Consider the following 18,373-nt stretch of genomic DNA (forward strand, 5'->3'; position numbering starts at 1 on the left):
CTTACACTGAGCTTCATCTGTGAAGACCACGCTAATGTGCTTGCAGCATGACGTCGCGATGGCGAGGCAACGACGATGTTGCATCGATGTTGTGCCGCTGCTCAATCAAAGCGCATCTGCTTGTCGCGCAGGCAGCATCGAGCTCGATTGTGTTAAGCGCCATTAAGCCTATGGCCAGAGCAGATCGAATTGCCTAGAAGCGGGTTGCCGTAAATGCACGGGCCGAACTTCGAATGTGACGACTGTTCTGGCGTCGAAGGCTCGACTGGAGTCTGCCGAAGTTTCCCGAGAGCTGCGAGGAGCCAGGAATTCGGATGCGATGGAACTTTCTAGCAAAGATCAGCGCGCTTCTTTTTGTCGCGGCGACGAGCGCGTCGGTGTCGTCGTCTGCCGAGGCTCTGGAGTGGGGCCTGAACGGACCCGCAGCGATGCGAAAGGATCCCGAGCCGTTCTTTCGCGTGATGAGGGAGCGCGGCTTCACCGTGATCAGATGGGGCGTGAACCTGACGAAGGACAACGAGCAGACGGGAGGTCCGGCGTTCGCGAAGACATTCCAGCTGGCCAAGGCTTACGGGATAAGACTGCAGCCGGTCTTCGGCTTCCCGTTCCGTTGGGGCGATCGCACCGATGCAGGCCTGTATCCTGCCGGTGATCGCGAGGCATTGTATCAGCAGGGATACAACCGGACGTATGCGTTCGTGAAACAGTTCAAGAATGAGATCGATCAGTGGGAATTGGAGAACGAGATCAATCTCGTTGCGCGCGACCGCAACGACAAGCGCCTTTTCGGCCAGGGGATGACCGCTGCGGAGTTCGAGATGCCGGCCATGGAGGATTGGGCCGCCGTTCTGCGCGGGGCGTCTGACGCGATCGACCGGATCAACCAGGAGAGCGGATTGCACCTGAAGAAGATCCTGAACACCACCTCCACGATGTTCGGCTTCCTGGATTTCATGGAGTCGCGCGGCGTGCACTATGACCTGATTTCCTACCATTACTATGAAGTGCTGGGACAGGATATGCGTCATGCCTGGAACGGCTGGAACCCGCGCTTCGACTTGTTCAAGAAGCTCGCGTCCTATCGCCGGCACGTTCTCTTCAACGAGGTCAATTGCGGCGAGATCTACAAGCCCGATTACGGCAACGCTCCTGGGGACGCTGCAACCGAGCGTTGTCTGCGGAATTTGAACGGTATGTTGACGGCGATCAGGGACCAGAAGGACGTCGTGGTCGATGCCATCAACATCTACCAAATCGTCGACGAGCCGGCCAAGAAGCCTCCGGAAAACCGCTTTGGCCTGATGTACGATTTGGACCGACCGAAGGTCGCGCTCTACCTCGTGTCGCGCTTTGCGGGGGGCAAGCTCACTCCGGAGGAAGCCGCTGAACTGAAGAAACGCGGCTTCTGAAGCCGCTTTTGCCGGCCTGTCGACTGTCGCAGATCCGCAACGTCAATATGTTAGGCGCGCAAAGCTATTGCGGGCAAACCGCTGGCACGGCACGAAATTTGCCGCTAAGCACAGGTTAAAGTCTCGTTGATCGAACGGAGTAGAAGGCCATTCCCATGAAGGATCCCATGTCGGGCGCCCCGAATGTCATGTTTCTGGTTGAGGTCGTGAACTGCAATGACGGGATTGCATCCTATTGCGAGACCTTGGCCACGGGGCTGCACGCCCGCGGCGTGCAGATCCACCTGGTCTCCGGCATCGTGCGGTCGGACGAGAAGTCGGAATACAAGCGCCAGAAGCTGGCGGCGGCCGTCAAGCAGTGGCACGTCGTTCCCGGACTTCGCAAGCTGCCCGCGCTGGCGATCTTCATCCAGCTTTGGAAGCTGATCCGGGAGAACGACATCTCCGTGATCAACGTCCATGGGCTCGGCATGCTGATGTGGGGGCGGCTGCTGTCGCTGCTGACCGGCGCGCGCTGCGTGGCGACCTATCATCCATCGGTGCTTGGGAACATCGACAAGGTGCAGAATGCGCCGCAGTCGACGTTCAGCCCGGTCCAGATCCTGTTCTTCAACCTGTTCTTTCCGCACACCCTCATTCTGATGTCGGAGGAATCGCTCCGGCATCTCAGGCGCTACGTGCTGTTCGGCAAGAACCGGATCGCCAAGGTGTATGGCGGCGTCGATACCGTGCATTTCCGCCCGCCGTCGGATGCCGAGCGCCGCGATGCCCGCGCGAAATTCGGCGTCGCCGAGGGCGAGTTCATGTGCCTGCTGGCGGCCCGTCTCGCCTGGGTGAAGGGCCACGACCTTCTCATCAAGGCGGCGCGCAAGATCCGTGACCGCGCCACGCCTTCGCCCATCGATATCAAGTGCTACTTCGTCGGCAGCGGCGGCGCCGAGCGCGAGAAGGAAATCAAGTCGTTTGCCTTTGCCGATGAGAAGGACAAGGACACCTTCAAGTTCCTCGGCTTCATGGGCGACGTCCGCGAGATCCTCTGGGCCGCCGACGTGTTCGCGCTGCCGAGCCGGTTCGAGGGATTCCCGCTCGGCGTTGCCGAAGCCATGGCGACGGGGCTGGTTCCCGTGCGCACCCCGGCGGGGGGCGCGACGGACCAGATCATCGAAGGTCAGACCGGCTTCATCGTGCCGTTCGAGGACGTCGATGCGCTCGTCGGGGCGCTTGAGAAAGTGGCAGATCCCGCAACCCGCGCTGCGCTGTCGCGCAATGCCCTTGCGCGCGCCCAGCAATATTTCGGCGTCGGGCCGATGGTCGACGAGACCCTCAGGATCTACGGCTTGACCGGAGATACCAGCGGCACTGCGCTGGCTCACGCGGTGAAGGCTTGATCTAGGCTTGCTCTAGCTGCGTGCCGAAGCCAGCAGGTCGCCTCGCCACGTCACCAGGACGACGGCGAGGCCGGCAACGGCGATCTTCCCCGCAAGCCAGAGCAGGGAATCCGAGGGGGCCGTCGCGAGCATGGCGACCGCGGCGGCTGCGACGGTTGCCTCAACGATCAGCAGCGCGCGCGGCGCCGCCCGGAACCGGATCAGCGGGCCGCTGGCGAAGAGGATGACGAGCGCGGTGGCCAGTGCCGCGCTCGCGATTTGTCCCGCGACCGATATATGCAGCAACGCGCCGATCGAAGCTGCCGCTGACACCAGCACCAGCTGGCACGCCGCGACGACCACCAGCCGCGTTGCCGATTTGGTCAAATGCGGCACGATCGCCAGCGTGGCCTGAAGATGGGTGTGGAGAAAATAGAAGATCGCGGCGACCGGTGCGACGCCGAGAAAATCGACCAGTAGATCGGCCGGAACGAACAGGTGCGCCGCGTCCGGCAGAAGGCCGATCAACCCGCCCAGCATGACGATCGTCGCACACAGGATGAAGTCGAGCATGCGGGCGGTCGTCCTGCGCGCTTCGCCGTCGATGCTGCGCTCGAATTGAACGACGACATTGGGGTAGCAGACGGTGTGAATGGCAGCCACCAGAACGGAGAACGGCCGTTGCAGGAGGTCGATCGCCATCGAGAAGCCGGCGGCTCCCGTCGAGGCCCGGCCGAGCGTGGCGATCACGATCAGGCGCAGCGTGACGGGGACGGAGAGATGGATGACGGAGGCGGCCGCGGCCATGATGCCATAGCGGCAGAAATTGCCCCAATCCGCCAGCATCGCATGCCGCGACGGTCGCTGCAGCGAGATGCGATGTACGACCAGGCTCACGAGAAGCACGGCGCCGTAGCCCGCGGCGATGCCGCACAGCGTCGCCGCCGCGGTGCCGTGGAGGTGCGCGGCCGCAACCGCGCCGGCCAGAAGTACGCTGGCGCGCAGGATCAGCAGGGCTGATGCTGTCGCCAGCCGATCGGACACGCGCACGATCATGAAATACAGATCGGTGCCGCCTTGCAGCACGGCCAGCGCCAGCGCCAGGGCGACGACGCCTGCCTCGAGCGTACCCAACAGCCCAGCCACGCTGCCGACGAGCAGCAGAACCAGCGCACTGAGCCCTCCCGCGGCAAACAGCGAGAACCGCAGACGCGCCGCCTCTGCGCCTGAAGCGGCGGCGAGGAAGCGGACGCCGGCCAGTTGCAGCCATTCGAACACGAAGACGCAGAACAGCTGGCTCGTCGCCAGCGCCAGCGAGAACGAGGTGTACTGGGCCGGAGAGAGGATATGGCTGACGGCGAAGATCAGAATGATCGCGGACGCACTCTGGTAGATATAGCTGCCGAATGCGAGCAGGCTGGTCATGTCTGACGATGCGCGTGAGGGAATAGGGGGGAATGGTCGAGGGGCGTCAGCGGCATCTCAGTCCGCCTGTCTCAGGTGCGAGCCATGCCGCGGCTGCGCATGATCTGGTCGAAGGCGTTGCGATAACCGGTGACCACGTCGTCAAAGGCCCATTTATCGATGCCGGACTTCAATCGACCGCTCATCTCCTGAATCTGCTCAGGAGATTCGACGATCGCCAGAATGCTCTTGGCGATCGAGGCCGGATCGGGTGACGTCAGCCAGCCGGTCAAACCGGGCTTGATCGATTCCTGGATGCCGCCGAAGGGGGTGCCGAGCAGGGGCTTGCAAGCGGCTTGCGCGTCGGCGACGACGAGCGGGCTTGGATCTTCCCAGACCGAGGGCACGACCACGACGTTCACCTGTTCGTAAAACTGCTTCGGCTGCACGAAGCCGAGAAACTCGATCCGCGCGTTCGGGGCCAGCTCCTTGATCTGCTTGCGCTGGCTCTCGGAGGCGTGCCCCGCGATGACGAGCCGGATCCGCTCGGGCGGGAGCGTCGCGATGGCGCGAACGAGATTGTAGATGCCCTTTTCTTCGGTCAGCCGGCCGATGAAGCCGAAGGTGACGGTGCCGTCGACGATGGCCGTCTCTTCGCTGCCGACGTCGGCCGTCGAGGCGTTTCGAATGACGATCTTGAGCGGTGTCTGCGTGAAGAGACCGAGCCGGGTATGGATGTCGAGAATGCGCTGGCTGACGCCGACGACGGCGTCCAGATGTCTCGTCGCGCCGCGGCGGCGAAAGGTCAGCAGCTGGCAGCTCATGCAGCTCGCCTCGCAGGCGTGCCCGTCCGAGAAGCGCGAGCAGCGGGGGCAGGTGAGATAGTAATCGTGAAGCGTGTGCAGAACCGGAATGCCGAGCTCCGCCGCGGTCCGCCATACGGCCGTGGTCAGCCCGGAAAGATTGTTTGAGTGCAGGATATCAGGCTTGAACGCCTTGATCCTGGCTGCGACGATCTCCGACATCTGCTGCCAGTCCTCGATCGCGTGCCAGATGCCGCGCGCGGGCGAGCTGTGCTGCTTGGCGAAGGGGAAATAGATATTGTGCACGGGCGCCGAATACACGTCGATGCCGTTGCAGCTTTCCATTGGCTGGTTCGAGACAGACGCGGCACGTATCACTTCCACGCTGTCGTTCTGCCCCACCAGGGTCTCGGCGAGGCGGCGGACGAATGTTTCCGCGCCACCGACCACCTTCGGAGCCAACGGCGTCGGATAGAGGGATGACGTGATAAGGATCTTCATCGGAAAAGGTCTGTCCAGCTTTCCAGCCAAATGGCTTTCTGAAATCTCCGTTTCGGCTTATTGCCGGTTGGTTCGATTGTTATTCAAATAGACGTCCAAATATTGTCCTGTCACCGAATCTGCCGAGAACCTTTCGGCAAATCCCGGCTGTGGAGGCCGCGCAACCTTCCAGCGCGATCTCTCGTTGAGGGCCTTCAGCATCAATTCTCCCAGTCGCTTATGGTCGTTGGGCTCGTAGGACCCGACCATATTGGAAAACCCCGCGATCTCGGGAATCCCTCCCGCGGTCGAACAAATCGTCGTCCGGCCCGCGTTGATGCTTTCGATCAACGTCCGCGGCAGCGGCTCCGGCCAGACCGAGCTCACCAGACAGACGTCGATGCTGGCATAGAATTCGGCCGCCCGGGCAAAGCCGAGCCATTCGATGTTGCCCCTGCTGCGGCTCTTGAGCGCCCGCACGTAGTCCTCAAGCCCCTTTCCGGCAATTTTCAGCTGCCACCCCTCGTTGGGGAGCTGCTCGGTGGCTTTTAGGACTACTTCGATACCTTTTTCGGCCTCGAGCCGGCCGATAAACCCGAAGATCAGATCGTCCGAGCTCGAGGACGGTGAGGGCACCACCGAGCTCGGATCGGCAATGTTGAAGATCACGCGGCCGTCGGTGCCGGGGAAATATTTCAGCTTGGTGTGCTGGTCGAGCACGAACTGGCTGTTCGAGACCACCGCGTCGACCATGCGCGAGGCCAGCAGATAGGGCGAGGTCATGGCCGCGCACATCGTGCAACGCTGCGTGCATGTCGCGTCTCCGCGAAACAAGGTCGAACGCTTGCAGAGCAGGGAGTAGTCACGCAGCGTATGTACGATCCGGATGTTGCGCCGCTTGGCCTCCGACCACAACGAGACCGAAAATCCGGTGAGGTTGTTGGTGTGGACGACCTCCGGTTTCTCGATGTCGAGGATTTCGGCGAAGCGCGCCGCGGACTTGCGGTTCCAGGTATCCTGAAGATGCCACTTCAGACGCTGGACTGAAGAAGGCTTCCTGTCGTTGCTGAACGGCCAGTAGTCGTTGTCCAGCGGCACACGATACACCCGCACGCCCTTGATGTCGTCGACGCTGCGATCCTGCTTGTTTTGAAGGCAGACCACCGAAACCTGATGACCGCGCTGGACCAGCGCTTCCGCCAGCAACGACACGGACACTTCGGCACCGCCGATGATTTCTGGCGGATAGAGCGTGTTAACGATCAGTATCTTCAAGGGGAGCCCCGGATTCAGCAGCCAGCCGCAGCGTCAGTTCGATGGCCGAATCTCGAAATCCGGCACGGCCGAGCCCTTGACGCTGACAAGCAGCGGCGTCGTCGACAACGCCGTCCACGCGCCAGGCGCAGAACTTGCCGCTTGCTGACATACATAGCCGATCTCGACATTCGCTTCTGCATTTTTTAATCGAACCTCGAAGCGCTTCGACGGATTCTCCGACCACAGCGCCAATTTCGTGTCCGATCCGCTCTCGCTGCGGATCTGCACGACACCCGGCGCCGGCGTGGTTCGCGTCGCCTTCAGGCTGTTGCGGACGAAGGCCCAGCTTTCGCGAATGGAGCACACCGCGGGCTTCGGCGAATTGTCGAAATGATAGATGCCGAAATTGTCCTCGAGATCGCCCGGCTTCGTCCCGCTGTCCTTCAGCTCGTAGAGCCATATTCCCTTGAGCCAGGGACCTGCGGTCGATGCCCAGAGGATCATCTGCGCCATGTTGTCGGCAGACAGCTGCTCGTTGACGCCGCATTTCGCGTTTGGTGTCGGCCATCCCGTCTCGGTCAGATAGATCGGATAGTCGGGATTGCCGGTCGCCTGTGCGACGCGCCGATGAAAGTTTTCCAGCCGTTCGATCGCTTCGGTCGCGGTGCGCCCGACCGGCGGCAGGCAATGGTTGTAGATGTGGATCGACATGCCGTCCGCGATGCGGGCCACGTCGGTCTTCAGAAGCGCGTCGGTGAATTTCCAGCCGGGATCGTCGCCGAGCGCGCCGATCACGAAGGGCGCGGAGGGGGCCGCTTGCTTGACCGCGGGCTGCACCAGACGGGCAAGCGTCACGTAATTTTCGACCGTGAATTGCGGCTCTGCGCGCGCGCGCAGATTGTACTCGTTCCACAATTCGAAGATCGGCTGCCGCATCGCGACCGCTTGCGCGGCGGTCGCGGCGTAGGCGACGAATCGCTGGCGCGCTTCGTCGGTCGTCGGTGGATCGGAGTTCGGGACGAGATGATGACCGGCGCCGAGAATGAGCAGCGGGATGCCGCCGCTGGTCCTGATCTGGGTCTCGAGGCGGCCGTTCAGGGCATTGAAACCGAGCCGCTTGCCGGGCAGCTCGAAATCCGACCAGGGGAAGTCGTCCCGGAACGAGGTGACCCCGAGTTCCTTCATCTGCTTGATGGCGATGGCGGGCACGTAGCCGCGGGCGCTGGTGACGCCTCCGAGGCCCTGATGCGTGCCGACGCCCAGCAGGAAGCGCTGATCGAGTGGTTGCGCATTCTGCGCGTTCGCAGGATAGACGAGGCCGGCCGCGGCGCAGAGCCCACATATCAGCGTCCGGAAACGACGCGTCGCGCGTTTCCTCTTTTGCTCCGTCACGCTCGTATCCACTCCTGCTCGCGTCAACCCGACAAGGCTAGTCCTCTTGTGTGGCCCCAATGGGGTGAGGCGACCTTGTCTGCGCGCTCGTCATTGAGCGCGCTGAGTTGGGCTATTTGGAGTTCACGACCACCGAGCTGATGTTGTCCGCATTGGTGGTTGCCGCGTTCAGCGGGTTCATGAGCTTGATGAATTCGATCGACGGCGATTCCGCGACCGAAATCACGTCATGGTCGCGCATCCGGAACGTATCCGCCTGGAACCAGCCGTCCGGCTTGCTCATGTCGAACTTGTAGACGGCGGGAACGGTCTTGGTCGGGAACTGCGAGACGTCGACGCCGATCTGCTGCAGCAGCGGCTTCGGCTCGAACCGGTAGACGTAGATGGACTTGGAGTCTGCGCGTGCCGCGTCGAGACCGCCCGCCTTCGCGATGGCTTCAGCCAGCGACATGTTGTCGTTCTCGAACGAGAAGCGGCGGTTGTTGGTGCCGCCGATCGAACCTGGCGACGGCGTCGCGCCGAACACCATGTAGACGCGCGGGATGCGGGTCAGGAAGACGACGTCGCCCGGCGCCAGCAGGGCGTCCTGGTCGGGGTGGTGCACCACCGACGACATCGACTCGCTGTAGGTGCGGCCCTCGCGCTTGATCGTGATCGTGCTCTCATAGGACGGATATTTGGGACCGCCGGCGCGCGCGATCGCGCCCATCAGGCGAATGCCGCCCGGGTCGACCGGAAAGCGTAGCGGCGAATTGACTTCGCCGAGCACGCTGATCTGGTTGCCGCGCTGTTCGGCGACGCTGACGACGGCCTGCGGGTCGATGGCGCGGTCCTTGAGGCGCTCGCGGATGATGTTCGAAACGGCGCGCGGCGTCAGCCCGGCGACCTTGATCGATCCGGCGTAGGGAATGTTGATGTTGCCGGACTGGTCGACCTGCTGCCTCGGAATATCGACGAAATTGCCCGGCCGCACGCCCGCTTCGCGCGGAATGAACAGGCCGCCGGCCTGGGCCTCGTACACGGTCACGGTGACGATGTCGCCGATGCCGATCGTGACGTCGCGATAATTGCCGCCGGGAAGACGCGAGAACACCATTCCGGAGGAGTCCGTGAACGCATTGGTCGCCTGCATGATCGCCGGATTGACCGGCATCAGGGCGTAGGACAGCGGCGCCGACGGCTCGGTGACGAGCGCGGCATTTGTTTGCGTGGCCACGGCATCCGGAGCGTCCAGGGGAATGAAGCCCGCGCAACCCGCCAGGGATACGCTGATCGCAGCAACTGCCAGGATTCGGCTAATCCCGAAATCAAAAGAAAAACGTTCGGTCTTAGCCACCGCCATTCCCTCGTACTCATTTAAAATCGGAAACACCGTACAAATCCCGTGCTGCTGAGTCACTGCTACGTCTTCGACTTTATGGTAAAGCACTCATGGCTGTGACCTTATTGCCACTTGCGAACTGCGATTCACGTAAGGATGGCTGTTCAAAATCTGTGCGACGGGTTCCTGATTTATAAGCAGTTTGCAAACTAGACGTACACGTGTCGGATCAATGTCACGATTGAGGCTGTTGTCGAACTTGTTGGTCGCACGCGCGCCGATGGTTCGAGTGCTCTCGTGATCGGCTGCCGGCGGAAATTTCTGCGGCGGGATTTCGCCTCCGTTAACGCTTAGATTCGGAAGCTGGCGTCACGCTGGCGTCCGTAAGGTCTTCCTAATCCTGATCCGGCTAGTTGCACGGTCAAACAACAGGGAAGGCGAAGACGATGTTGCAGACCGGATCACTGCTGTTCGCAGCAGGCTTTCTCACCTGCGCGATGATCGTTGCGTCCGCAATCGCCTGGTCGTTCTCCGACAATCGGGTGACCGACGGCGAGTTCGCGCAGGAAGATGGCCGCCGCATGGCCTGATCGGCCGGTCATCACGGTCGTAGATTGTTCGGAAGGTCGGACTGCAGCTTCGCCTGCTGCCCGGATTCGCTCTGGCGCATGTGCAGGACGTCGGCATAGACCTGACTCAAGGTCCGGTGCGTCTGCTCGATGTCGTAGAGGCGGGCGAAGCGCTCATAGCCGGCCCGGCCGACCGCAGGCAGGTCCATTCGCGTCGCGCGTTGAAAACCTTCGGCCAGCTTTTCCGCCGAGACTTCGTCGCAGAGTACGCCCGTCGCGCTGTCTTCGACGATTTCCGGCAGGGCGCCGATGCGGAAGGCGATGATCGGTTTGGCCGCACGCATTGCCTCGATCGCGACCAGCCCAAACGCCTCCCAGCGCGAGGGAATCGCGACCATGTCGGCCTGGTCCAGCTCGGCCTCGATCTGGTTGCGATTCATCCAGCCCAGAAATGTCACGTTGGCTGGCAGGTCGCTTCGGTGGAATTTGCTGACGACCGAAGCGCCGATCAGACGCACGTCGAGCGTATTTCCGAGCGCGCGCGCGGCCTCGATCAGGAGGTCGTACCCCTTCTGGCGGTCGAGGCGTCCGATGAAGAGGACCTTGATCTTCTCCGACCGCCACGGCGCTGCGCTCTGGTCGAGCACGGGACGCTGCCTGGAAATCCCGTTGTGCACAAGAACGAGGCGATTCGCCGCGATTCCGACCTGCATGGCATCGGTCCGCTCGCTCTCCGAGATGCACACGATGCGATGGGTGAATTTCGACAGCACGAGCTCGGTGAACTTGGTGACCTCGCGGCTGAGGCGGCCGGTCTCGCGGCCGAACGCCCATCCGTGCGGGCAATAGACGATTCGCGAACGCCGATAGGTCAGCCAGAGCACCGGGCGCACCACGAGCCCGGCGAACGAGGAGTGAAGATGGATGATGTCGGGCCGCAGCTGCCGGACCGCGCGCATCGTCGCGAACAGCATGCGAAACAGGCCGAGCGCGTTGCGGCCCTCGCGCGGAAACGTGGTGACGGCATCATCCTCGATGTTCACCAGATCGCCGCGATGGTCGGACGGAACGACATAGTTGACGTTGCCGCGGCCGAAGCTGGCGCACTGATGCGGATGCAACTCGTTGAGATAGGTCGCGATGCCGCCTCTGACCGTCTCGGCGACATGCAGAATTTTCAGGCCGCTGGACAACGGTCATTCCTTCCTTGACTTGCAGGCGCCGGATCTTGCGGACACACATCTAGCGCCGCCAAGCAGCAATATTTGGGCCGCTTCATTGTACGAGGCGCCCCGATGCGGTTTGCGGAGCCGGTTTGGCGAGGAATTCGAGCATTGCTGCGGCCGACTTGGCCCAGGAATATGTCGCAAGGCGCTTTTGCTGCCTCTCCTGTTCCGCAGGCGAAATCCTGCCGAGTACAATCCTTTCGTGCATTCGCGCCGACAGCCCGTCCGCATCGAGCGGATCGAAATAGACGGCGGCATCGTCGCAAGTCTCGCGCACCGCCGCGGCGGAACTCGCAATCACCGGGCAGGCGAAGTACATCGCTTCCAGGGGAGGGATGCCGAAGCCCTCGTAGAGGCTCGGAAAAACGAACGCCGCGGCCCGGGCGAACAGCGCCGCGATTTCCTCGTCCGTCAGGCGGCCGGCGACAACGATGCCGGTGCGCGATTCGGTGGCGCTGTCGCCAAACACCTTGCTGTTGTCGCCTCCGACCACCACCAGCGGAAAATCGGCGCGGCCGAGCCGCTCGGCGGCGCGAACGGCGGTGTCGACATTCTTGTTCTTCGTCATCGAGCCGACGAAGAGGAAGAACTGGTGGGGCGCAAGACGCAGTCGATCGATGATCGAGAAATCCGGCGCGACGGTCGCGAAGTGCTCTGCGCTGTTTGGAATGACGGGGATCGCGGCGGGATCCAGCGACAGCACCTCGGCAAGTTCGTTGCGCGAAAATGCGGAAACTGTTGCGATCGTTGCGGCGCGGGCCAGCAAATGGTCGAGCGTCCGATGCAAGGCGAGGTAGCGCCAGCTGAAGAAGTCCGGCCGCCTGAAAACCTGCGCGTCGTGAATCACGACCAGATGGTCGCGATGGAGCACCGGGCCGGAATTGGCAAGGCTGATGAGGCGCGTGCCGGCGGCTGCGCGCGCCAGGTCGATCTGGTCCCACGCGTGGCCCTGCAACGATCCGACCTGCTTGACGTTGATGCGGCGAAGACCGGGAAGCGTCTGGGCATTCGGTGGCGCGAGAATCTGCCACTCTGCGTCCACCAGTTGTCGTGGAGCCTCTCCGCTCGCGAGCAAGCGGTCCATCGCCTTGACGATTTCGGCGGCGTAGCGCTGCACGCCCGTAAGCGATTGTGACAGGAACCTGCCGTTGATGGAAAGTTTCAAAGCCGATCTTTTCTTGGTGGGGGACTTGTTCTTGGTGAGTGTCTGGCGCGAGCGTTGCCTCAAGACTAAGCATTCGCGCCGAAGAGATGATCTATGACCTGTAGCACAGTTGGCGCTATCGTCCGAGCATCTTCGCGAGGCCGATAGCATGCGACGATGCATGGCGCCATCATGTTTCCTACACATTTCGATGCGCTTACATGGACGCCTGATTTGATGACTGTCGCAATCGTCCAAACCTTGCCTCTCATGTCCTGGTCTGGCATTGCATGCGCGGAATGAACGAGGTGACAACTTTGCGGCCAGTGATCGTGACCGGTGCTGCCGGCTTTATCGGAATGCACGTTTGTGAACGGCTGTTGGCGCGCGGCGAGCAGGTCGTTGGCATCGATGCAGTCACACCGTATTACGATCCGGCGCTGAAGCGTGCGCGTCTTGCAACGCTCGAGAACCGTCCGGGTTTCAGATTTGACGAGATCGATCTTGCTGATTTCGCCGCGGTGACGCGCGTGTTCGACGAGGTCTCGCCCGACCGCGTCGTGCATCTGGCGGCGCAGCCCGGGGTGCGTGCGTCGATCGACGATCCCATCACCAGTATCCGCGCCAATTGCGACGGCTTCGTCACCGTGCTCGAGGCCGGCCGGCGCCATGGCCTCAAGCATCTCGTCTACGCTTCGTCGAGCTCCGTCTACGGTGCCAACCGCACCTTGCCGTATTCGACCGAGCATTCGGTGAACCACCCGGTCAGCCTTTACGCCGCGAGCAAGAAGGCGAACGAGCTGATGGCGCACACGTTCGCGCATGTTCACAAGCTGCCGGTGACCGGCCTTCGCTTCTTCACCGTCTACGGTCCGTGGGGCCGGCCCGACATGGCCGCCTGGCTGTTCACGCGCGCGATCTTCGCCAATGAGCCGATCAAGATCTTCAATAACGGCGACATGTGGCGCGACTTCACCTATGTCGACGACATCGTCGAAGGTGTGATCCGCACGCTCGACCGGCCCGCGGCGCCGAATCCTGCGTGGAACGCGGAGCAGCCGGAAAATTCGTCGAGCTATGCGCCGTATCGCGTCTACAACATCGGCAACAACCGCTCGGTCAATCTGATCGAGTTCGTCGAGACGCTGGAGAAGATCATCGGCAAGCCCGCGATCCGCCAGTTGCTGCCGATGCAGGCCGGCGACGTGCTGGAGACGCGCGCCGACATCTCCGCCCTCCAGCGCGACGTCGGTTTCTCGCCGTCGACGTCGATTGCAGACGGCCTCGGCCGCTTCGTCGAATGGTACCGCGGGTATCACGGCCTCTGATTCCGCGATCGGCGGCACCTTGCGTGCCGCCCGTGACGCCCGGCTTTACGGTGGTTCTTGCGCTTTTGGCCGCCGGTGACCTTGTCAGCGGGCGCGAACGGTGGTTATCCGTCCTCCGAACCCCTTTTGACCCGGAACCTGGCGCAGGCCCAAAGCTGAGCGGATCATGGCTGAGCGGATCGCTCTCATCACCGGCGTGACCGGCCAGGACGGCGCCTATCTCGCCGAATATCTGCTGTCGCTCGGCTATGTCGTGCACGGCATCAAGCGGCGCTCGTCCTCGTTCAACACGGCCCGCGTCGACCATCTCTACCAGGACCCGCATGTCGGCAACGTGCCGTTCCTGATGCACTATGGCGACATGACGGATTCGACCAATCTGATCCGCCTGGTGCAGCAGATCCGCCCCACAGAGATCTACAATCTCGCCGCGCAAAGCCACGTCGCCGTCAGCTTCGAGAGCCCGGAATACACTGCGAACGCCGACGCCCTCGGCGTGCTGCGCCTGCTGGAGGCGATCCGCATCCTCGGCATGGAGAAGGAGACGCGGTTCTACCAGGCCTCGACTTCCGAGCTCTACGGTCTCGTGCAGGAGATTCCGCAGAAGGAGACGACGCCGTTCTATCCGCGCTCGCCTTATGGCGTCGCCAAGCTCTACGGCTACTGGATCACGGTGAACTACCGCGAAGCCTACGGCATGTTCGCGTCCAACGGCATCCTGTTCAACCATGAGAGCCCGATCCGCGGCGAGACGTTTGTGACGCGCAAGATCACGCGCGGCGTGTCGCGCATCGAGATGGGTCTGGAAGACACGCTCTATCTCGGCAATCTCGAGGCGAAGCGCGACTGGGGCCATGCCAGGGATTACGTCGAGGGCATGCACAAGATCCTGCAGGCCGACAAGCCGGATGATTTCGTGCTCGCCACCGGCGAGATGCACTCGGTGCGCGAGATGGTCGAGCTGTCGTTCGCGCAGGTCGGCCGCCGCATCGTCTGGCGCGGCAAGGGCGTCGAGGAAACCGGCATCGACGAGAAGAGCGGCAAGACGGTCGTGAAGATCGATCCGACCTATTTCCGCCCGACCGAGGTCGATCTCCTGATCGGCGATGCCAGCAAGGCGCGCGAGGTGCTCGGCTGGACGCCGAAGCGGACGTTTGCGGAGCTCGTCGCGGAGATGATGAGAAGCGATCTGGCCGAGGCGAAGCGGGATGCAGGCCGTGGCCAACACAGCGTTTGAGCTGAGGGGCAAGAGCGTCTACGTCGCCGGCCATCGCGGCATGGTCGGCAGCGCGCTCGTGCGCCGGCTCGGAGCGGAGGACGTCCAGCTCGTCACGGTGGCCAGGGGCGAGGTCGATCTGCGCAACCAGGCCGCGGTGTTCGACTGGTTCGCAAGGGTGCGGCCGCAGGTGGTGTTCCTTGCCGCCGCAAAGGTCGGCGGCATCGTCGCCAATGATACGCTGCGCGCCGAGTTCATCTACGACAACATCGCGATCGCCGCGAACGTGATCCAGGCCGCGCATCGGAACGACACGGAGAAGCTGATGTTCCTGGGCTCCTCCTGCATCTATCCGAAGCTGGCGCCGCAGCCGCTGCGCGAGGACTCGGTGCTGACAGGCCCGCTGGAGCCGACCAACGAGCCCTATGCGATCGCCAAGATCGCGGGCATCAAGATGGTGGAGGCCTATCGCAGCCAATACGGCTGCGATTTCATCAGCGTGATGCCGACCAATCTCTACGGCCCCGGCGACAATTATCACCCCGAAATGAGCCACGTCGTCGCCGCCCTGATCCGCCGCTTCCACGAGGCCAAGGTGTCGGGCGCGAAGAGCGTCGTGGTCTGGGGCACCGGCACGCCGCGGCGCGAGTTCCTCTATGTCGACGACATGGCAGATGCCTGCGTGCACCTGATGAAGACCTATTCCAGCGCGGAACTGGTCAACATCGGCACCGGCGAGGACATCGCCATCGCCGAATTCGCGCGCCTCGTCGCCGACATCGTCGGCTACAGCGGTGAGATCTCTTTCGACACGTCGCGGCCCGACGGCACCCCGCGCAAGTTGCTCGACGTCAGCCGTCTGGCAAAACTCGGCTGGCGCGCGACGACGTCGCTTCACGACGGCCTGACGCGCGCATATGCGGCGTATCTCTCGCATACGTAGAATGCACAATTGCATGTTCCGTATTTCAGAGGATGTCCGCAATTCCTGTCACGCGCGGCGGCTAAGGATTATTCGCTGTGCGATGCAACCTGCCCTAATGTTGTGCGTGCGGCCTGATAGAGAAATGGTCTAGGGTGTTCAGTGGAACATCCGTCTTCAACGGAAAGAGTTTTTCATGCGAATCGCGATGATCGGAACGGGCTATGTGGGACTGGTGTCCGGAGCCTGCTTTGCGGATTTCGGTCACGACGTCACCTGCGTCGACAAGGACGAGAGGAAGATCGCGGCCCTGCACCGCGGCGAGATCCCGATCTACGAGCCCGGCCTCGACGAGCTGGTCGCAACCAACGTCAAGGCCAAGCGGCTCGACTTCACCACTGACCTGTCGAAGCCGGTCGCCGATGCGGACGCCGTGTTCATCGCGGTCGGCACGCCCTCGCGCCGCGGCGACGGTCACGCCGACCTGTCCTACGTCTATGCCGCCGCGAAAGAGATCGCGCAGTCGCTGACCGGCTTCACCGTCGTGGTGACGAAGTCGACCGTGCCCGTCGGCACCGGCGACGAGGTCGAGCGCATCATCCGCGAGACCAACCCGAAGGCGGACGTCGTGGTCGCCTCCAACCCCGAATTCCTGCGCGAGGGTGCGGCGATCCGCGACTTCAAGTTCCCCGACCGCGTCGTGGTCGGCACCTCGGACGAGCGCGGCCGCAAGGTGATGGGCGACATCTATCGCCCGCTGTCGCTGAACCAGGCGCCGCTGATGTTCACGGCGCGCCGCACCGCGGAGATGATCAAATACGCCGCGAACGCCTTTCTCGCGACCAAGATCACCTTCATCAACGAGATCGCGGACCTCTCGGAGAAGGTCGGCGCCAACGTGCAGGAGGTCGCGCGCGGCATTGGCCTCGACAACCGCATCGGCACCAAGTTCCTGCATGCCGGTCCCGGCTTCGGCGGCTCGTGCTTCCCGAAGGACACCAAGGCGCTGATCAAGATCGCGCAGGACTACGACGTGTCCTTGCGCATCGTCGAATCCGTGCTTGCCGTGAACGAGAACCGCAAGCGCGCCATGGCGCGGAAAGTGAGTCAGGCGCTCGGCGGAGGCTTGCGCGGCAAGACCATCGCCGTGCTCGGCCTGACCTTCAAGCCCGACACCGACGACATGCGCGATGCGCCGTCGATCCCACTCGTCACCGGCCTGATCGACATGGGCGCGAACGTGAAGGCGTTCGATCCCGTCGGCATGGAGCAGGCGAAGGCTGAGCTGCCCAACATCACCTATTGCGAGGACGCCTATTCCTGCGCGCAAGGCGCCGATGCCCTCGTCATCGTCACCGAGTGGGTGCAGTTCCGCGCGCTCGATCTCGACCGGCTGAAGGCGACCATGGCGCAGCCCGTCGTGGTCGACCTCCGCAACATCTATCGCCCCGAAGAGATGGCGGCCGCCGGCTTCACCTACGAGAGCGTCGGCCGCCCGCCGGCGCAGGCTTAAGCGAGCCGTTTGAAGTTCGAGCTTCGCCCGCCTCGTCCTGGGGCGGGCGAAATCGTCTCTGGTGCGATATGATGCGGCCGCATCAGGCCGCGCCTTGGCCCGTCAGCCTCGCTGCCGCCATGGAGATTGTCATGACCGACGACACGCATACGATCCGCAGCGGCGGGCTGACCGCGACCATCAAGGCGCAGGGCGCTGAAATGTGCTCGCTGAGGAACGAGGCCGGCGTCGAATTCGTCTGGCAGGCCGAACCGGCCTGGCCGCGCCACGCGCCGCTGCTGTTTCCGATCGTCGGGCGTCTCGCCAATGACGAATTGCGGCACAAGGGCAAGACCTATCGGATGACCCAGCACGGTTTTGCGCGCGACAGCCGCTTCCAGTGGGCGGAGCGCAGTGAGCACCGTTGCGTGCTGGTGCTCGAAGACAGCGCAGCGACGCGCGCGCTCTATCCGTTCGCGTTCCGCCTGACCGCCATCTACACGATCGACGAGACCGGTCTCGATCTCTCGCTTACGGTTGCGAACACCGGCAAGGAAATCCTGCCGGCGTCGCTCGGCGGCCATCCCGCCTTCAACTGGCCGCTTCAGCCCGGTGTGTCCAAGGAAAGCTATGCGCTGACCTTCTCGAAGCCAGAGTCGTCTCCGATCCGTCGTCTCGACGGCGGCCTGCTGTGCGCGGCGGCGGAGGCAACCCCCGTCAAAGACACGGTGCTGCCTCTGTCCGAATCCCTGTTCGTCGACGACGCCATCATCTTCGACCGGATCGAGAGCAACGCGGTTCGCTTTGCCGCAGGCGCGAGCACATCGACCGGGCCCCGGCTCAAGATGTCCTGGCAGGGTTTTCGCGAGCTCGGTGTCTGGTCGAAACCGTCGGGTGCGCCGTTCCTCTGCATCGAGCCTTGGCGCGGCCATGCCAGCCCCGCCGGCTTCGACGGCGAGTTCAGCGACAAACCCGGCCTAATGCATATCGCGCCTGGCGCGGAAGAGCGCTTGTCGTTCCGGATCGACGTCGCATCATCCTGA

The 18,373-nt window shown here is 62.9% G+C and carries 15 protein-coding genes; 8 read left to right on the forward strand and 7 right to left on the reverse strand.

From position 1 onward, the window contains the following. The first annotated feature begins 377 nt into the window (after window positions 1-377). Window positions 378-1,409, forward strand: coding sequence for a glycosyl hydrolase 53 family protein (locus QA649_RS10085; RefSeq protein WP_283024042.1), 1,032 nt, complete (start codon window positions 378-380; stop codon window positions 1,407-1,409). A 155-nt stretch (window positions 1,410-1,564) separates the two neighbouring features. Then, window positions 1,565-2,797, forward strand: coding sequence for a glycosyltransferase family 4 protein (locus tag QA649_RS10090; protein ID WP_283024043.1), 1,233 nt, complete (start codon window positions 1,565-1,567; stop codon window positions 2,795-2,797). Between the two features lie 12 nt (window positions 2,798-2,809). Here the strand turns inward: QA649_RS10090 and QA649_RS10095 are convergent, their stop codons facing one another. From QA649_RS10095 to QA649_RS10115, 5 genes are all read right to left on the reverse strand, one after another. Next, a complete protein-coding gene (locus QA649_RS10095; protein ID WP_283024044.1) occupies window positions 2,810-4,201 on the reverse strand; it encodes a hypothetical protein in 1,392 nt (463 codons plus the stop codon). Window positions 4,202-4,272: 71 nt separating this feature from the next. Then, window positions 4,273-5,484 (reverse strand): glycosyltransferase family 4 protein, encoded by a 1,212-nt coding sequence (locus QA649_RS10100; RefSeq protein ID WP_283024045.1) that lies wholly within the window; start codon window positions 5,482-5,484, stop codon window positions 4,273-4,275. A 57-nt stretch (window positions 5,485-5,541) separates the two neighbouring features. Then, window positions 5,542-6,738, reverse strand: a complete 1,197-nt coding sequence (locus QA649_RS10105) for a glycosyltransferase family 4 protein (protein ID WP_283024046.1) — start codon at window positions 6,736-6,738, stop codon at window positions 5,542-5,544. Between the two features lie 33 nt (window positions 6,739-6,771). Beyond that, window positions 6,772-8,112, reverse strand: coding sequence for a hypothetical protein (locus QA649_RS10110; protein WP_283024047.1), 1,341 nt, complete (start codon window positions 8,110-8,112; stop codon window positions 6,772-6,774). Window positions 8,113-8,224: 112 nt separating this feature from the next. Next, the gene (locus QA649_RS10115) at window positions 8,225-9,328 is read right to left on the reverse strand and encodes a polysaccharide biosynthesis/export family protein (protein WP_283024048.1); all 1,104 of its coding nucleotides are present in this window, start codon (window positions 9,326-9,328) and stop codon (window positions 8,225-8,227) included. Between the two features lie 551 nt (window positions 9,329-9,879). Between QA649_RS10115 and QA649_RS10120 the strand changes: the two genes are divergently transcribed. Then, window positions 9,880-10,023, forward strand: a complete 144-nt coding sequence (locus QA649_RS10120; RefSeq protein WP_260385655.1) for a hypothetical protein — start codon at window positions 9,880-9,882, stop codon at window positions 10,021-10,023. Between the two features lie 11 nt (window positions 10,024-10,034). Here QA649_RS10120 and QA649_RS10125 read toward each other — a convergent pair whose 3' ends face one another. Together QA649_RS10125 and QA649_RS10130 are read right to left on the reverse strand one after the other, a co-directional pair. Then, window positions 10,035-11,195, reverse strand: coding sequence for a glycosyltransferase (locus tag QA649_RS10125; RefSeq protein WP_283024049.1), 1,161 nt, complete (start codon window positions 11,193-11,195; stop codon window positions 10,035-10,037). Window positions 11,196-11,277: 82 nt separating this feature from the next. After that, entirely contained in the window at window positions 11,278-12,393 is a 1,116-nt protein-coding gene (locus QA649_RS10130; RefSeq protein WP_283026004.1) for a glycosyltransferase family 1 protein, read from the reverse strand. A gap of 278 nt (window positions 12,394-12,671) precedes the next feature. Between QA649_RS10130 and QA649_RS10135 the strand changes: the two genes are divergently transcribed. The 5 genes from QA649_RS10135 (at window position 12,672) to QA649_RS10155 (ending at window position 18,373) form a co-directional block, all read left to right on the forward strand. Further along, window positions 12,672-13,700, forward strand: a complete 1,029-nt coding sequence (locus QA649_RS10135) for an NAD-dependent epimerase (RefSeq protein ID WP_283024050.1) — start codon at window positions 12,672-12,674, stop codon at window positions 13,698-13,700. 166 nt (window positions 13,701-13,866) lie between these two features. After that, window positions 13,867-14,937, forward strand: coding sequence for a GDP-mannose 4,6-dehydratase (gene gmd / locus QA649_RS10140; protein WP_283024051.1), 1,071 nt, complete (start codon window positions 13,867-13,869; stop codon window positions 14,935-14,937). Continuing rightward, entirely contained in the window at window positions 14,909-15,859 is a 951-nt protein-coding gene (locus QA649_RS10145) for a GDP-L-fucose synthase (RefSeq protein WP_283024052.1), read from the forward strand. Before gmd ends, QA649_RS10145 begins: the two co-directional genes overlap by 29 nt. A 175-nt stretch (window positions 15,860-16,034) precedes the next feature. Further along, the gene (locus QA649_RS10150; RefSeq protein WP_283024053.1) at window positions 16,035-17,351 is read left to right on the forward strand and encodes a UDP-glucose/GDP-mannose dehydrogenase family protein; all 1,317 of its coding nucleotides are present in this window, start codon (window positions 16,035-16,037) and stop codon (window positions 17,349-17,351) included. Window positions 17,352-17,482: 131 nt separating this feature from the next. Next, on the forward strand, window positions 17,483-18,373 hold the full coding sequence (locus QA649_RS10155) for an aldose 1-epimerase family protein (RefSeq protein ID WP_283024054.1): 891 nt from the start codon (window positions 17,483-17,485) through the stop codon (window positions 18,371-18,373).

The sequence above is a fragment of the Bradyrhizobium sp. CB1717 genome (assembly GCF_029714325.1).
GTDB lineage: Bacteria > Pseudomonadota > Alphaproteobacteria > Rhizobiales > Xanthobacteraceae > Bradyrhizobium.

Bases quoted from the DNA above. Each gene is read 5' to 3' on its own strand.
- QA649_RS10090 (WP_283024043.1), top strand. From the start codon at position 1,565: ATGAAGGATCCCATGTCGGGCGCCCCGAATGTCATGTTTCTGGTTGAG.
- QA649_RS10095 (WP_283024044.1), bottom strand. From the start codon at position 4,201: ATGACCAGCCTGCTCGCATTCGGCAGCTATATCTACCAGAGTGCGTCC.
- QA649_RS10100 (WP_283024045.1), bottom strand. From the start codon at position 5,484: ATGAAGATCCTTATCACGTCATCCCTCTATCCGACGCCGTTGGCTCCG.
- QA649_RS10120 (WP_260385655.1), top strand. From the start codon at position 9,880: ATGTTGCAGACCGGATCACTGCTGTTCGCAGCAGGCTTTCTCACCTGC.
- QA649_RS10135 (WP_283024050.1), top strand. From the start codon at position 12,672: ATGAACGAGGTGACAACTTTGCGGCCAGTGATCGTGACCGGTGCTGCC.
- gmd (WP_283024051.1), top strand. From the start codon at position 13,867: ATGGCTGAGCGGATCGCTCTCATCACCGGCGTGACCGGCCAGGACGGC.
- QA649_RS10145 (WP_283024052.1), top strand. From the start codon at position 14,909: ATGCAGGCCGTGGCCAACACAGCGTTTGAGCTGAGGGGCAAGAGCGTC.
- QA649_RS10150 (WP_283024053.1), top strand. From the start codon at position 16,035: ATGCGAATCGCGATGATCGGAACGGGCTATGTGGGACTGGTGTCCGGA.
- QA649_RS10155 (WP_283024054.1), top strand. From the start codon at position 17,483: ATGACCGACGACACGCATACGATCCGCAGCGGCGGGCTGACCGCGACC.